Here is a 15,317-nt window from a genome sequence, read left to right on the forward strand (position 1 = left end):
ACCAATATGTTTTTGATCTGGAAACAGACATTGAAAAATCTCACTTTTTAGCAAATATTTCCTTAAACCAATTCTTAGTATCCTCTACAAGCTTAGGGATATTAGTCGTTGTCGTTTTGTAATTTGATGCACTGGCTCCTACGTTGTAGTTGCGCTCCCGCATATGCTGGCTGACCTTAAGCTATCAGGCGTCATTACAGGAGGACATCATGACGGCGACAGCGGACTATTTCGTAGGATTGGATATATCACAGAAGACCACTTCGATCTGTGTCATCGACGCGGCAGGCAAAATATTCTGTGAAGGGAAAAGCCTGACACGCCCGGAAGATGTCAGAGGATGGCTTGCCAATCGGTTGGAGGATGGCAAGACACTTAGCATAGGCCTCGAAGCCGGGACCATGAGCAGCTGGATGTATTCAGGGCTCGTCAGGTTCGGCTTTTCGGTCATCTGCATGGAGACCTTCCAGGCACACCGCTTCCTCGCGACATACCGCAACAAGACGGACAAAAATGACGCTCGTGGTCTGGCCCAACTTCTGCGCATGGGAGGGGAAGACTTCCTGCGTGTTGTCCAGATCCGTTCCCAGGCATCGCAAGAAACGCGGGTATTACTGGCAATGCGTGATCACCTGGTCAGCCAGAAAGTCAGCCTTGAGAACCATATCGCCGGCGTGCTGAAGCCCTTTGGTATCATCGTCGAACGCGGCGCCGTACCGGCCGAGACCTTCTTTAGGCGTACTGTCGAAGCGCTAGCCATCGCAGAACGTGACGGCGTGCATGTCCGGGATTTCGTGCTGCCCTCACTCTTGCTGTACCGGACCGCTGCCGAGAAGATCCAGCCGTTGACGGCCCGGATCGAGGAAATCGCCAACAGCATAGACGTGGTACGCAGGTTCATGGACATTCCGGGTGTCGGCCCTGTCACGGCGTTGTCGGTCTATGCAGCGATCGACAATCCTCACAGATTTACAAAATCGTCGGATGTAGCGGCTTACTTCGGCCTGACGCCAAAACAGTATCAGTCCGGAGAGTTCAACAAGATGGGGGCGATCTCCCGCCGCGGTGATCCCGGAACAAGACGCGTGCTGGTAATCGCCGCCACTGTTCTGCTTAGTGCTTCCCAGGAGTGGAACACGCTCAAGGCTTGGGGCGTGCGACTGGCGAAAAGGATCGGGTTTTCGAAGGCGCGCATCGCCGTCGCCCGGAAACTAGTGATGATCATGCACCGTATTTGGGTCAACAACGACCGTTTCCGACCCAAGCTCCTTTCAGCCGAGGAGCGCAAACTCCTGAAACAGGAAGTGGCGCCGAAACCTCCGAGATTCAGCGATAGGCCCCCAGAGGCGATCGCCTGAACGAAAACCCCGGTGAGATCTGAAGCCGGGGGTCTTGCAGCAAGACGGCAGATGGGTGAGTGACGTGCGGTCGGGTGGCCGGCGGACGGCACATATGTGCAATTCGCGTTGAGGCCGTGGCTCCTATTGGTCCCGCCTGTTTGTTCTGAATTGAACAACGTAATGTAGCTGCGGTTTCGCCAATTGACCGCATGACTACGGAGAGACTCCTGATCTCGCTGCCAGACATACAATTAGACTAAAATGGTGACGGGCTTCGCCCGCACACAGACAACTGTGTCTGCTTGCCAACTTACAAACGCAAAATTGTTTGAGAATTCAGTTGCTTAAAATGGCGTTGACAACCGCGCAACTAGAGACCCACCTTATACACCATATCAGCCAGTTATTGTTTTACGCTGCCTGATGTCGGGACTGAGGCGCCCCCAGGCCCAACCGAGGCATTGCTGGTGTTTGCGTCGCCAAGCAATTGGTTTGTATTCGTGGCATTTGAAACAAGCCCTCCTGTCGAAGCACCTGCTGAGCCGCCCACCGCCGCTTGCTTATCGTTGTTTTCTCCAGCCATACCGCCATAAGTAAGCTGCACATCGCCAATGAGATTGCCCTTTCCGTCATGCGAAATGACAGCGGCGACGTTAATCTGAATAGCGGCACCATGTGTGGCGCCACCTCCCCCCGCCTACACTTCCATAAACTCCTGCCGTTCCCTTAGGAACAGTTTCCGCAATAGCGTTAGCGTTCGTGCCGTCAGGGCACACGGTGTGGCCTCCGTTACAAGCGTCCAGTCCGGTTGGATCCGTCTTATTTGTTGGATCCCCACCGGTGTAGGCATACAGGTTCAGGTCGTCCTTTGATCCGACAGGGTCGGTTTGTAAAAACTGTCACCCCTGACGCGGCAGATCGTATCGGGATGGATTTTCCCCCGTTGCCTCCGTGGCTTACGGCGCATTTTCGCCGTCGCGATACACGCGCTGGCTAAAAATCGCCTTGAGGCGGTTTTCTTCAGATTTCAAAGACCTTCAGACGCACGATGGCACACACCCGCGCACGTGGGAAGACCGGATTCAGTCTGGCTGAGAGGAAGATAGGGCAGATATCAGGCGATGGCGCTGAGGCCGTTCTTCCGGACGACGGACAGAAGCCGCAGCGCGGGACCGCCAGGACGCTTCTGGCCGCGCTCCCAGTCCGATACCAGGTTCGCCGACACGTTCAGATACCGGGCAAACACACCCTGTGAGACGTGCTCATGCTCGCGGATGGCGCGGATGTCTTCCGGGCTCAGCATGGGTGCCGGTGCCAGGCAGGCCTCATCGAAGTGACGCATCGTCCGCTTGTCGATTGCACCCTCATCATGCAGCCCTTCCATCATCTCGTGCAGGGCCGCAAAGGCTTCGCTCTTATAGGTCTTCGTCATCGCTCGTCACCTCTACCCATTTGCCTGTCTCCACCTGGACGGCTATCTGTGCCTCGGTCAGGCCCAGCACAAACCCGGCGGCCAGACGATATTCCTTCAGTTCCTCCGGCCCCAGATTGGCCTTGTCGTTCTTGGCGAAGCCATAAACGAACACGGCTCGATCCTGCGCCTTAAACAGGATGATGGTTCGGTAGCCACCGGATTTCCCGGCACCAGGCCGTGCCACGCGCTGCTTGATCACCCCGCCGCCCAGATCAGCGTCGATCAGACCTGTCTCGGCATTTCGGATCGCCTCAACAAGCGTCGTGTCCTCGATTTTCTCTTTCCGCGCAAACTTCGCGAACCAGACATTCTTGTAGATGCGCGCGGAGGGAGGCTGGGATGTCATGTAACCTTCTATCACACTTAGTGTGAGCTTTCAAACGTCGTCCCGGTCGTCGTCATCGTCGTCCGACAGGATCAGGTCGAGGCCCTGCAAGTCGGGCGGCGACAGGCCGTCACCCGGTGTGCGCAGGCTTGTGGCTCCCGGATGCGTGCGGGTATGGATCGCCTGAAGCTGGGCGACGGAGACCCGCGTATAGACCTGAGTGCTCTCAAGGTTCTCGTGGCCAAGCAAGGCCTGGATATAGCGGATATCCGCCCCGCCCTCTAACATCAGGGTCGCGGCCGTATGCCGGAACAGATGGCACGCCCCGGCCTTGCCGATATTGGCGCGTGCGACGTAGCCCTATAACAGCCAGAATCTCCAGATTCCGGCCTTTTCTCACACCCCAGAGGCATAAAAAACGATGTGCAGACAACAGCTTACCGGCTCAGAGAGACGGCCTTTTATCTTGCGGCCATTGAGCATTCCGGCCGAGTTCTAAATTTTTGAGCTCGTGGAGGCTCGTTTAGCTATGATTGCAACAATTATGATTGCCAAAGAAACAGCAAACGACCCCATCAAGCCAAATTTCAAAATAAAACTCTCAAGTTTGTCGACGTATACAATCCCGCCGTGAGTATCATAAGGAAATAGAAAATTACCATATGGCTTGGAAATATTCCGGACAGTTACAATTTTTGCTAAATGATTCACGTAAAATCCAAACAGAAACGTAAACATAAGTGCTGCATAGACCATAAGTTTTTTCATTAATCACCTATCTATTGCAAATGTTCCCAGGGCCTGGGTAGCAGCCGGACGGTTGAACTTCACCTTTCGGCAATTGGGGGTCTACAACAGTATTGTTTATATCACCGGAAACACTCCCCCCTGCGCCAGGACTAATTGAAATTGACCCAGAAATTACGTCCTGCCCCTTAGAATTTTGTGCTGTTGCGATTGAACCGGACACAGGACCCAGTTGCCCTGTAGCTCCTGTGCTCGCCCCTTTTTGGTCATCGACAGTACCATTTGCCACACTCACCGTAACAACGGGCCCTGCATTCGTTCCACCTCCAGCTGACGGGCCATAGGATGTCGTTGCAACAGTCTTGGCATTACCAGACGTATCAACAGCCACGCCAGTCTGAGTAGAACCATGGGCCCCTGCTGTTCCGGCAGCAGCATTTCCTGTCGCTCCCGCTGTTATAATCAAGGTTGTTCCTGGCGCGTTATTATGACCGGTAGCTTTGGCAAATTCATCCTGCTTCTGTCGCGTTTCAGGCGAAGCGGTTCCATGACATCCCCAAGGATTACAAACCTGAGCTAATCCAGTTGGGTCACTTGCATTGATCGGGTCCCCACCCACATACCCATACAAATTCAGATCATCTTTGCTGCCGATGGGGTCGGTTTGTAAAAAGCGTCCACCACTCAGGTCGTAGCGTTAATTGACACCTTACCGGCTATCGGGCCCGTAATTGCCGGTGGCGCTGTCGCTGGCTACGGTTTCGGCGGCGGCAGTGGCGGGCGCTTCGATTTTCAGCGCCGGAGCCTGTGCCCCTTCGAGCTTGGACGGCGCGTGCAGATCGTCACGCACATAGTGGTACATGCGCTCATCCGAACAGGCGCAGACGCGGATGTGCTGGGTGCCATCGCGCCAGATGATCAGCGGATAGCGGATCGGCACGCCATTATCGCCCAGAAGCGGTTCCAGTTTGGCGATAAAGTCACGGCTGGCCTGCACCACCGCTGAGCGCGCCAGATCATCGTCGGCGGCGCGGAAGGTCGGCTGCCACGCCTCTTCGCTGGCGGCACGCCATTGCTTGTAGAGCGGATAGGAGCGGTTGAGCCAGATTTCGGCGATGGTCGAACGTTCCGAGGCGGTCGTTGTCACCCTGCCTTCGACATCCATCGGCGCGAAGGGCACGAGGCGGATATCGGCGCCAATGGCTTCGAACTTCGGCAGTTCCTGATCTTCCCACACCTTGCATGTCGCGCAGTTGCGATAGGTAATGACCCAGATTTCCGGTCCCTCCTTGCCCGACGCCGCATAGCCCGACGAATCAAGAAGCTCCTGAATATCCTTCTGCTTTTGCGTGATGGTTACGGGGGCCCAGCGCACGAAATTGTCCCAGTACAGCCAGTAGCCGGTAATGCCCAGCACAGCCGCAACAATCAGGAACAGTATGGCGTAGAGTATATGCTTTCTGGTCATCCGGCGCTCAGCCCCTCTTGAACCTGATGACTATACGCGCGTTATGCGGCATCTGTTAAGGGTTTGGTTAACAGATTCAGCCCCATGACAAGGCAACAAGGCCGAATATGATACCAGTGAGGGCCGCAAACCACAGCCACAGATAGGGGCCCCTGGCCTTCGGGCGGCGGGAATCCTCACTTTTGGGGGCTGGGTTCGGGGTGTGCGAAGCGGGCATGAGATAGCCTTAGCAAGAATAACGGGACAGCGAAAGACTGAGGAGGGGCAGGATGGCGTTACCGACGCCGCGTAACATTGTCGAAGAACTGATTATCGAGCGCGCACCGCGTCTGGCCTCATCGGTTGCGTGGCCCGTGGCGCGACCGCTGTTGTATAGCCTTTTGGGCTACGAACGGGCCGTGCGTATGGCGCAGGCGATTGCGGACCTGTCCGGAGCCGAAGCGCTCGACTATATCTCCCGCCTTCTGTCGCTTGAGGTCATGGCGCGCGGGGTCGAGCGTATCCCGGCCACGGGGCGCTGCGTCGTCATCTGCAATCACCCGACCGGCATAGCCGATGGCATTGCGGTCTATCACTGTCTGCGGAAAGTGCGCGCCGACATTACCTTTTTCGCCAATGCCGACGCCTTGCGGGTCAATCCGCGCTTCGCAGAGGTGCTGATCCCGGTCGAGTGGGTCGAGGCCAAGCGCACGCGCGAAAAGACCCGCGCCACGCTGAGTGCGGCACGCGCGGCGTTCGAAAGTGAAAAATGTGTGGTGCTGTTTCCCGCCGGGCGGCTGGCGCGACGCGGGGCGGACGGACAACTCAGCGATCCGCCGTGGCAGACCACCGCCTTGTCGCTGGCGCAGAAATACGACGCGCCTGTGGTGCCCATGCACCTGTCGGGGCCTAATTCGGTATGGTTTCATGCCTTCAACCGCGTCTCGCAGGAATTGCGCGACATCACCCTGTTCCATGAGTTTCTGAACAAGGCGGGTCAGCGGTTTGACCTGACGGTGGGGCCGCTCATGCCGCCCCATAAGCTCGACGCCGAGGTGGGCCTGTTGTGCGAGCGGCTGAAGACCTATATCGAACGGGAACTGCCGCTCGATCCGGACCGCCCTGCCCTATGACCTTTTCCGACGATTGCTTTCTGGCCGACGATAGTACCACTGCAGAGTGGGGGGCGTGGCTGGCCACGCAGCTCAAAGAGGGGGACGTGGTCTATCTGCTGGGCGATCTGGGGGCCGGAAAATCGACCCTGGCGCGCGGGCTGATCCGGGCGCTGACCACGCCAGACGAAGACGTGCCGTCGCCGACCTTCACCCTTGTTCAAACCTATGAAGGTCGTGATTTCGACATTGCGCATTTCGACCTCTATCGCCTGACCGACCCGGAAGAGGTGCATGAGACCGGCTTGTTTGAGCTGGCCGATACCCATCTCTGTCTGATCGAATGGCCACAAAGATTGGGGCATTTCGCCTTTGACGCCCCATGGATCGTGCGCCTAAAAGAAGAGGCTGCGGGCCGTCGCGTGACGCTTAAGCGGCCCGCCCCATAAGAGCTTTAAATGACCGATCGAGAAGACCTCCGCGTCCGTTTTCTGCAACAGGCGGGCCTTGCCGAAGCACGGCGCGACCCGCTGCCCGGTGATGCCTCGACTCGGCGCTATGAGCGCCTGACGCGGTCAGACGGCTCAACCCTGATGCTGATGGATCAACCGCCGACGGGCGCGCAGCCCTGCCCGCCGGACGCCAGTATCGAAGACCGACAACGGCTTGGTTATTTTGCACAGACTCGTCTGTCTGCGGGGGATATGACAGCGTTTGTCGGGGCCGCGACCTATCTGAGCGCACGGGGCTTTTCGGCGCCGAGTGTCTATGACAGCGATCTGGACAACGGCCTGATCCTGCACGAAGACCTCGGCAATGCCCTGTTTGCCCGTCTGATCGAAGAGGGGGAGCACGAAGCGCCGCTGTATCTTTCGGCGGTGTCCGTGCTGGCCAAACTGCACGAGGCGCCACCGCCCGCCATGGTGGGTGAGTGGCCGTTGCTGACCTATGACGCGCTGGCGCTGAAAACCGGTGCCGACCTGTTTTTGGAATGGTTGCCGCAGTATGATCCCGGCTTGCGCTTTTCTGAACAGGCGCGCGCCGATTGGGACGGCCTGTGGGCCCCGTTGCGCGCCGAAGCCGAGGCCAGCGCCAGCGTCTTCATCCACCGCGATTACCACGCCGAAAACCTGCTGTGGCTTGGGGAGCGCGAAGGCGTGGCGCGCGTCGGCCTGATTGATTTTCAGGACTGCCTGAAGGCGCATCCGGCGTGGGACCTGCATTCGCTGTTGCAGGACGCGCGCCGCGACGTGTCACGTGAGGTGGAGGCGCTTTGTCTCGACCACTATTTCAGCCTGCGCCCCGAACAGGACCGCGAGGCCTTCATGCGCCTCTACACAGCGCTGGCGGCGCTCAATCAGGCGCGTATTCTGGGCGTCTTCGCCCGGTTGGTCACGCGCGACCACAAACCGCGCTATGAGGCCTTCATGCCGCGCATGTGGCGACATCTGGGGCGCAATCTCACGGCACCCGCACTGACCGGGGTGCGCAACTGGTTTATGGCCAACGGTCTGGGGGGCCGCATCGCATGACACAGATCAAAACCGCTATGGTGTTAGCCGCAGGGCTGGGCACGCGGATGCGGCCCCTGACCGATGACCGGCCCAAGGCCTTGGTCGAAGTGGGCGGACGCACGCTGATCGACCACATGATCGACCGGCTGAAAAGCGCGGGCGTCGAACGTTGCGTGGTCAATGTCCACTATTTCGCCGATCGGCTGGAGGCGCAGCTCAAAAGCCGCAACGATGTCGAGATCATCATTTCCGATGAGCGCGACAAGCTGCTGGAAACCGGTGGCGGCCTGAAAAAAGCGCGTCCGCTGCTGGGCGATGATCCGGTACTGGTGGCCAATATCGACAGTGTATGGATCGAAGACGGCGGCCATGACCGCGCCATTGCTGATATGCTTGAGCGATGGAAGCCTGACGCCATGGACGCCCTGTTGCTGCTGGCCGATATGGCGCGCTCCAGCGGTTTTGATGGGGCAGGCGACTTCTTCCTTGGTGAGGATCAGCGTCTGAGCTTCCGCGGTCAGGCGGAATCCGCGCCCTTCAACTATATGGGCGTGCACATCACCCATCCGGACATAGTGGCGGATGTGGCCGAAGACGCCTTTTCCCTGACGCCGATCTGGCGGCAAAAAGCGGCCGAGGGTCGCCTGTTCGGGGCGCGGATGCACGGCAACTGGATGCATGTCGGTGACCCTGCTGCGCGCGATGCCGCCGAAGCGCGGTTGCAACGGGCATGAAAAGCCGCGACCTCTTCGTCACCCCGGCCCCGCGCTGGTACTCCATTCCGTCCGGGCGACCGTTCCTTGATGATCTGGCACGGGGACTGTGTGAGGCGCTGTGTGATGACCTGCCGCACGCCCTGATTCTCACCCCGACCCGACGCGGCGCGCGTCAGATGGCGCACGCCTTTACCGATCAGTGCCGGGCCAAGGCCCTTCTGCTGCCGCAGGTGCGAGCACTGGGTGATCTCGAAGAGGGGGAGCCACCCTTTGATCTGGAGCATTTGGGGCTCGACCTGCCGCCCGCCCTGTCGGCGACGCGGCGGCGCTTCGAACTGGCGAAGCTGATCAAGGCGCATTACGAAAGCGATGTGCCGCTCAACGCGCGAACGGCCCTGGAACTCGCGGATTCTTTGGCAAAATTTTTCGACTCTTTGGCTCTGGAAGAGGTAAGGGCCGCAGATAGACTGGACCGTCTTGTCCATGATCCGGACCTGTTGCACGACGGTATGGCAGCTTTGGCCGAACACTGGCAGGTATCAGCGCGGTTTCTGGCCATTGCCGTCGATCTGTGGCCGAAGCGTCTGGCTGAACTCGACAGGATGGACCCCAGTCAGAGGCTGGTGACGCTGATTCATCGCCTTGGCGATCAGTGGGAAAAGACCCCACCCACCCAACCGGTCATTATCGCCGGGACCACCGGCACCACACCGGCTACGGCGCGGCTGATGGGGCTGGCCTCGCGTTTTGAGCAAGGGGCCGTCGTCCTGCCCGGTCTCGACCTGTCGCTGGCCGAGGACGTGTGGGCACAGGTCGGCGATTCGCACCCGCAGGGGGCCATGAAGGCCCTGCTGGATCGCCACCGGGTCAGCCGTGAAGTCGTCCATACCTGGCCCGTATCGATCGAAGCTGACCGCGCGCGTCACGCCCGCCGGCGCGTCCTCAACGAAGCCCTGCGTCCCGCCGAGGCCACCAAGGACTGGCGTACCCAGATTGCCGCGCTGAAGGCGGGATCGGAAACCGCCATTAAGGACGGCTTGAGCGGCCTGAGCCACATCGAAGGCCGCAATGACGAGGAAGCCGCCGCCGTCATCGCCCTTCTGATGCGCGAAGCGCTGGAAACACCGGGCAAGACGGCCGCTCTGATCACACCTGATATCACCCTTTCGCGACGGGTAACGGCCCGTCTGTCGCGCTGGGGCGTGCGGCCTGACTCCTCAGCAGGGGACGCCCTGATCCACAGCCCGGTCGGGCGCTTCCTGCACAGCCTGCTGGATCTGATTCTGGAGCCCTTCGATGCAGTGAAGCTTCTGGCTTTGTTGAAGCATTCTCTGTCTCGCTTCGCCGACGACCGCCACGTGAATATATTGGAAATCATAGGCTTACGAGGCGCCAAACCCCGTGATGCCGACGAGGTTCTAAGCCGTCTGACGCAGAAAGAGGCTGTTGAGGCCGCTGCCCTGTGGCAGGACTATATCGGCACCTGCGCGGTCTGGCATAAGCCAAAGACAGACCTGTCCGAATATGTTCGAACCCTCACCGTCTGGGCCGAATCCGTGGCCGCGCACGACGGGCAGGCCCTATGGAGCGGTGCGGCAGGCGCTGCGGCGTCCGCGCTTCTGGCCGATCTGATCGCCGAAGGGCGCGATTTCGTGGTCGAGGACGATCAGGTCTTTGTCGATATTCTGCGCCGGGCGCTACGCACGGCTACCGTGCGCACGGGGGGGCACACCCATCCGCGCCTGACCATATTGGGGGCTATCGAAGCGCGGATGTTCTCCGCCGACCGACTGATTCTGGCCGGTCTGGAAGAAGGGGTGTGGCCGCAGGCGGCCGAAATCGACCCCTTCCTGTCACGCCCGATGCGCAAGGCGCTGGGCCTGCCCTCGCCCGAACGCCGCACCGGCTTGTCGGCGCATGACTTTGTGCAAGGCGCCAGTCAGCCGGAGGTGTGGATGGTGACGCGCCAGCGCCGCGAAGGCGAGCCGCAGGTGCAGTCGCGCTGGCTGTGGCGGCTGGAAACCCTGACCACCGGGGCGGGCGAACACCTGCCGACCCAACCGCAATGGCTCGATTGGGCACGGCGCATGGACGGCCCGTTGAGCGTCGTGCCTGAGGCCCTGAAACCCGCCGCCCGGCCCCAGCCTGCGCCACCGGTCGAGGCGCGACCCCTGCAACTGCCGGTGACGCAGGTCGAGATGCTGGAACGCGACCCCTATGCCGTCTATGCGCGCTACGTGCTGGGCCTCAAACCGCTCGACCGGCCGAACGAGCCCTTCGAGGCCCTGCGTCGCGGCACCGCCATCCACGCCGTTGCCGAAAAATTCGCGGTGGACGACATGCCTCTTGGCGAGGCCGGGGTGCAGGTCTTTTGCGACCTGCTGGAGGCGCAATTGCGCGCCGAAAACCTCAGCGAGGCGCAACTGGCCCTGCAACGCCCGCTGTTTCCCCTGCTGGCGCGCGACTATGTGGCCTTTGAGGCCGAGCGTCGCGCTGACCGTCCGCGCCTTCTGATCGAAGAGTCAGGCAAGCTGACCATTGACCTGCCGCGTGGCCCCTTCACCCTGACCGCCAAGGCAGACCGCGTGGAAATTCATGAGCGCGGCGTCGATGTGATCGACTTCAAGACCGGTCAGCCACCGTCACCCAGGGCGGTGATTGCCGGCTTCTACCCGCAGCTCACCCTGACTGCCGCCATCCTCAAATACGGCAGCTTCAACGGGTTTGAGGACATCCATCGCGCCAAGGGTCTGGGTGAACTGGTCTATGTTCGGTTGGGGCAGGATGTGGTCAAACCGCGCGTGGTTTACGACAAAAAGAATCCGCTGAGCGCTGATGAGATGGCCGATCGCGCGCTGAGCCGCCTCAAGACGCGCCTGATGCAGTATGAAAACCCCAGACAGGGCTATCTGTCCTGGCGCGCGCCGCAATACCGGCTGGAGCGCGGCGGTGATTATGACCAGTTGGCACGGCATTATGAATGGCACGTTCTGGGCGACCGCGAGGCCGAACCCGCAACGGAGGAGGGCGAATGAACCCGCAAAACGCCGCCGCCGATCCGGAAGTGTCGTGCTTCCTGACCGCCAATGCCGGTTCGGGCAAGACCTCGACGCTCGTCAACCGCGTCGCGCGTCTGCTGCTGCGTGGGGCGAAGCCGGAGCACATTCTGTGCGTCACCTATACCAAGGCCGCCGCCGCCGAGATGCAGGGCCGTCTGTATGAGCGGCTGGGCGGCTGGGCCGTGGCCGAAGACAATAAGCTGGCCGATCAGTTGCGAGCCATCGACGAAAACCCTGATGATCTGGCCACGGCGCGCGCCCTGTTTGCCAAGGCGCTGGAAACACCGGGCGGGCTGAAGATTCAGACCATCCACGCCTTTTGCGAAAAGCTGCTGCGGCGGTTTCCGCTTGAGGCGGGTTTAAGTCCGTCGTTTCAGGTGCTGGACGATCTGATTGCGCGTGATCTGGCGCAAAAGGCGCTGGAAGGCCTGTTGACCCTACCCGAAGGCGGGCACCGCGACCGCCTGATCCGCACGCTGAAAGCCCAGAAGTTTGAACAGCTTCTGTCGCAGTTCATCTATCAGCACGACCGCATCCGCGAGGCGCTGGATAACCTTTTGGCCGACGCCGAACACAACGGTCTGTCTTTTAGTGGTTACCTGTTCAAACGCCTCGATCTCGACCCGCCAATGACGCCGGAACAGGTGGTCGATGCCTTTGCCGACGGCCTGAACTGGGACGTGATACCCGAAATGGCGCGGTCACTGGCCACAATCACTACCAAGGGCAATCAGAGCCTGTCGGAAACCTTGCTGCGCCTGTCCGAAACGCGCAAAACCGGCGAGCCGTTTGATTTTGAAGCGCTCTATGCCGTGTTCTACACCGCCAAGGGCGAGCCGCGCAAAGACCTGTGCTCGACAAAGAGCGCTCAAGCTGACCGCGATACGCTGGAACGCTGGCGCGAACCGCTGGCCGAGGCGGTGGAAAAGCGCAAGGCCGCCGAAACCGCACTCAACACCCTCTATGCGGTGCGACTGTTTGAAGATTTCAGCCATATCTATCAGGACCTGAAACGCCGCACCGGGGCGCTCGATTTTCAGGATTTGATCAGCCGCGCCAAGCGTCTCCTGTCCGGGGCCTCCATGTCACAATGGGTGCTGTTCAAGATGGATGGCGGGCTGGAGCACATCTTGGTGGATGAAGCGCAAGATACATCAGCCGATCAGTGGGACATCGTAGATGCGCTGGCCGGTGAGTTCTTTTCAGGCGCTGGTATTGTATTCCGGGACTCGAATGTTGACCGCACAATCTTCGCTGTGGGCGACGAGAAGCAGTCAATTTATGGCTTCCAGGGTGCCAAACCCGATCTTTTCATCGGAAAATCTCAGCAGTATCAGGCTTTGATTGGTGACAGGTTCAAAGCGCCCGAAATGTTGCAAAGCTGGCGGTCATTACCGCAAGTTTTGGAATTTGTTGATAAGACCTTCGATGGTCCAGACCTATCGGAAGCGCTGACGCTCACCCAAGCCAAGCTCATCAAGCATGAAGCGGGCCGACAAGCACCTTTGGCCATGGTCGAGCTGTGGCCGCCCCTCTATCCCCTGCCTGTGCCCGATCTGGGCGAGAGCGATGACGAAGACATCGCGCCCGTCGACGCCTCCGGTGCGGCCCCGGCCAAGCGGCTGGCGCAACAACTGGCTTTCCATATCGCACAGGACATCAAACAGGGCCGCAGCGTTATCGACAAGGCGTCTCGCCAGGCGCGCCCTATGCACGCCGGCGATGTGCTCATTCTGGTGCGCAAGCGTGACGCCCTGTTCGAACATATTATCCGTGAGCTGAAGCAGGCGGGCGTACCGGTTTCGGGAGCTGACCGGCTCAAACTGTCGGACCACATCGCGTTTCAGGACCTGCGCGCCCTGATGCGCGTCTGTTTGCAGGCAGGCGATAGCCTGTCTCTGGCCGCCGTCCTGCGCAGCCCCCTATGCGACCTAAGCGAAGACGACCTGTTCACCCTGGCGCGCGTCGAAAAGGCCAGTCTGTGGCAGGCGCTGAACCGTCTGGCCGAAGAGAAACCGCGCTTTTCCGAAGCGCAGAACTTCATTGGCTGGGCCTTGTCCGAAGCGCCACAGCGCACGGCGTTCGATTTTCTCGGGCTGGTGCTCAATCGCCGCGATGGCGCGGGCCGCACCCAGCGTCAGCGCTTCGTCACGCGGTTGGGCGTCGAGTGTGAGGATGTGCTGGATGAGACGCTGAACCTGGCGCTGAAAGGCGAAGGGGTGGGGGCGATTGGCCTGATCGACTTCCTGAACCTGTGTGAATTCAATGCCTCGGAGATCAAGCGCGAACAGGAAGAGGGCGGCGACCGCGTGCGGGTGATGACCGTGCACGGCTCCAAAGGTCTCGAAGCGCCGTGGGTGATTCTGCCCATGGCCCCCGGTTTCAAATCGACGCGCAATGGCGACCTGCTGCTGATGTCGGATGAGGGTGATCTGCTGGTGTCGGCGCGCGGCAAGGACGGTGACCCGCAAGCCGTCAGCGCGGTCAAATCCGCCCGTGCCTTACGCGAAGCCAAGGAGGGCTTGCGGCTGTTCTATGTGGCCCTGACGCGGGCGCGCGATCGCCTGACCCTGTGCGGCTATCGCGGCAGCCGCGCGGCGAATGGCCCCTTCCCCGACTGGTACGATCTGGCGCAGGACGGTTTCGACCGCCTGCCGCGTGAGGCTGTCACGGCAGTGGGGCTGGACACAGTGGTTGAATTCGGTGCTCCGAAAGCGCCTTCCGAAAAGTGGGAACCGGTTTTCGGAAGCGAAGGCGCGTCTAAAAATGCTCAGGACCCTTCTGAAAAAACGGAAATTCTTTTATTCGGCGCACGCGCGCCGTTAATGACCGCTGAGGCGCAAGCCGCTCATATACAGACCGGTCTGCCTGCCTTCATTTCCGCCGCACCCACCCCCGATCCAGAAGCCGATGTCGTCTGGCGTGCTGTGTCGCAGCTCAGTGACGAGGATCGTTCCGCCGAAGACCGCGCCCCTTCGCCTCTGGCGGAACAGAAGGGGCAGGGACGTTTCGGGCGCGGTCTGAAAATCCATAAGCTGTTTGAAATCCTGCCGGCCCTGCCCGTAGCCGACCGTGATGAGGTGGCCGCACGCTGGCTAAAGCGGCAGCCCGATCTCGACGACGCCCAGCGCGACGAAATCCGTCAGGCGGTGATGGGGGTGCTGACCGATGCGCGCTTTGCCGACGCCTTCGGGCCCGATTCGCGGCCGGAAGTGGCGCTGGCCGGACAGGTTGGTGTCAATACGCGCGGCGAAGCGGTGTTTATGTCCGGACGCATCGACCGGCTGGTGATTGGGCCCGAGCGCGTGCTGGTCATCGACTACAAATCGAACCGCCCCGCCCCGGACAGCGCCGAAGAGGCCGCGGCCGACTATCAGCGGCAAATGGCGGGTTACGTTGCGCTTTTGCGGCAGATCTATCCGGACAAGTCCGTCGAAGCGGCGCTGTTGTGGACGGACGGACCGAAGCTGACGCCCTTAAGCGAGGCTTTAGTAAATCTCAGGCTCAGCGAAATCAGGGGCCATTGATTTCTGATGCGGGCTTACTTACCTTTGTGACAAGTTTGAATCTGTGCCCATTTCGG

General features: G+C 60.2%; 11 protein-coding genes and 2 pseudogenes. 7 read left to right on the plus strand and 6 right to left on the minus strand.

The genetic code is table 11. The features are described 5' to 3' along the window. The first annotated feature begins 209 nt into the window (after positions 1 to 209). Positions 210 to 1,358, plus strand: coding sequence for an IS110 family transposase (locus ACK8OE_RS05540; RefSeq protein WP_410271734.1), 1,149 nt, complete (start codon positions 210 to 212; stop codon positions 1,356 to 1,358). Positions 1,359 to 1,993: 635 nt separating this feature from the next. On the opposite strand, the pseudogene ACK8OE_RS05545 reads toward ACK8OE_RS05540, so the two are convergent. The 6 genes and pseudogenes from ACK8OE_RS05545 to ACK8OE_RS05570 all read right to left on the minus strand — a co-directional run. Beyond that, positions 1,994 to 2,227: pseudogene (locus ACK8OE_RS05545) on the minus strand (hypothetical protein); the annotation flags it as partial. Between the two features lie 227 nt (positions 2,228 to 2,454). After that, positions 2,455 to 2,772, minus strand: coding sequence for a helix-turn-helix domain-containing protein (locus ACK8OE_RS05550; protein ID WP_272739826.1), 318 nt, complete (start codon positions 2,770 to 2,772; stop codon positions 2,455 to 2,457). Next, on the minus strand, positions 2,756 to 3,160 hold the full coding sequence (locus ACK8OE_RS05555) for a type II toxin-antitoxin system RelE/ParE family toxin (RefSeq protein ID WP_410271735.1): 405 nt from the start codon (positions 3,158 to 3,160) through the stop codon (positions 2,756 to 2,758). Before ACK8OE_RS05555 ends, ACK8OE_RS05550 begins: the two co-directional genes overlap by 17 nt. A 30-nt stretch (positions 3,161 to 3,190) precedes the next feature. Beyond that, positions 3,191 to 3,481, minus strand: a pseudogene (locus ACK8OE_RS05560) (tyrosine-type recombinase/integrase); the annotation flags it as partial. Between the two features lie 433 nt (positions 3,482 to 3,914). Further along, on the minus strand, positions 3,915 to 4,574 hold the full coding sequence (locus tag ACK8OE_RS05565; protein ID WP_410272024.1) for an RHS repeat-associated core domain-containing protein: 660 nt from the start codon (positions 4,572 to 4,574) through the stop codon (positions 3,915 to 3,917). Between the two features lie 21 nt (positions 4,575 to 4,595). After that, on the minus strand, positions 4,596 to 5,354 hold the full coding sequence (locus ACK8OE_RS05570; protein ID WP_410271736.1) for a hypothetical protein: 759 nt from the start codon (positions 5,352 to 5,354) through the stop codon (positions 4,596 to 4,598). A gap of 269 nt (positions 5,355 to 5,623) precedes the next feature. On the opposite strand from ACK8OE_RS05570, the gene ACK8OE_RS05575 reads away from it, so the two are divergent. Genes ACK8OE_RS05575 through addA form a run of 6 tightly spaced genes read left to right on the plus strand, consistent with a single transcriptional unit; the run spans position 5,624 to position 15,261 of the window. Next, a complete protein-coding gene (locus ACK8OE_RS05575) occupies positions 5,624 to 6,466 on the plus strand; it encodes a GNAT family N-acetyltransferase (protein ID WP_410271737.1) in 843 nt (280 codons plus the stop codon). Further along, positions 6,463 to 6,894, plus strand: coding sequence for a tRNA (adenosine(37)-N6)-threonylcarbamoyltransferase complex ATPase subunit type 1 TsaE (gene tsaE, locus ACK8OE_RS05580; RefSeq protein ID WP_410271738.1), 432 nt, complete (start codon positions 6,463 to 6,465; stop codon positions 6,892 to 6,894). Before ACK8OE_RS05575 ends, tsaE begins: the two co-directional genes overlap by 4 nt. A 9-nt stretch (positions 6,895 to 6,903) precedes the next feature. After that, positions 6,904 to 7,977, plus strand: coding sequence for an N-acetylmuramate/N-acetylglucosamine kinase AmgK (gene amgK / locus ACK8OE_RS05585; RefSeq protein ID WP_410271739.1), 1,074 nt, complete (start codon positions 6,904 to 6,906; stop codon positions 7,975 to 7,977). Next, positions 7,974 to 8,693, plus strand: coding sequence for an N-acetylmuramate alpha-1-phosphate uridylyltransferase MurU (gene murU, locus ACK8OE_RS05590; RefSeq protein WP_410271740.1), 720 nt, complete (start codon positions 7,974 to 7,976; stop codon positions 8,691 to 8,693). Before amgK ends, murU begins: the two co-directional genes overlap by 4 nt. Beyond that, positions 8,690 to 11,710 carry a double-strand break repair protein AddB gene (gene addB / locus ACK8OE_RS05595; RefSeq protein WP_410271741.1) on the plus strand — a complete coding sequence of 1,007 codons (3,021 nt, stop codon included), beginning with the start codon at positions 8,690 to 8,692 and terminating at the stop codon, positions 11,708 to 11,710. Before murU ends, addB begins: the two co-directional genes overlap by 4 nt. After that, positions 11,707 to 15,261: a double-strand break repair helicase AddA gene (gene addA / locus ACK8OE_RS05600; protein ID WP_410271742.1), complete on the plus strand. Its 3,555-nt coding sequence runs from the start codon at positions 11,707 to 11,709 to the stop codon at positions 15,259 to 15,261. The genes addB and addA overlap by 4 nt, the downstream gene beginning before the upstream one ends. Positions 15,262 to 15,317: the final 56 nt, after the last annotated feature.

This window comes from Asticcacaulis sp. W401b (assembly GCF_046503825.1).
Classification (GTDB): domain Bacteria; phylum Pseudomonadota; class Alphaproteobacteria; order Caulobacterales; family Caulobacteraceae; genus Asticcacaulis.

Excerpts from the sequence above, each read along its gene's own strand:
- ACK8OE_RS05540 (WP_410271734.1), top strand. The coding sequence starts at position 210 with ATGACGGCGACAGCGGACTATTTCGTAGGATTGGATATATCACAGAAG.
- addA (WP_410271742.1), top strand. The coding sequence starts at position 11,707 with ATGAACCCGCAAAACGCCGCCGCCGATCCGGAAGTGTCGTGCTTCCTG.
- ACK8OE_RS05570 (WP_410271736.1), bottom strand. The coding sequence starts at position 5,354 with ATGACCAGAAAGCATATACTCTACGCCATACTGTTCCTGATTGTTGCG.
- tsaE (WP_410271738.1), top strand. The coding sequence starts at position 6,463 with ATGACCTTTTCCGACGATTGCTTTCTGGCCGACGATAGTACCACTGCA.
- murU (WP_410271740.1), top strand. The coding sequence starts at position 7,974 with ATGACACAGATCAAAACCGCTATGGTGTTAGCCGCAGGGCTGGGCACG.
- ACK8OE_RS05550 (WP_272739826.1), bottom strand. The coding sequence starts at position 2,772 with ATGACGAAGACCTATAAGAGCGAAGCCTTTGCGGCCCTGCACGAGATG.
- ACK8OE_RS05575 (WP_410271737.1), top strand. The coding sequence starts at position 5,624 with ATGGCGTTACCGACGCCGCGTAACATTGTCGAAGAACTGATTATCGAG.
- ACK8OE_RS05555 (WP_410271735.1), bottom strand. The coding sequence starts at position 3,160 with ATGACATCCCAGCCTCCCTCCGCGCGCATCTACAAGAATGTCTGGTTC.
- addB (WP_410271741.1), top strand. The coding sequence starts at position 8,690 with ATGAAAAGCCGCGACCTCTTCGTCACCCCGGCCCCGCGCTGGTACTCC.
- amgK (WP_410271739.1), top strand. The coding sequence starts at position 6,904 with ATGACCGATCGAGAAGACCTCCGCGTCCGTTTTCTGCAACAGGCGGGC.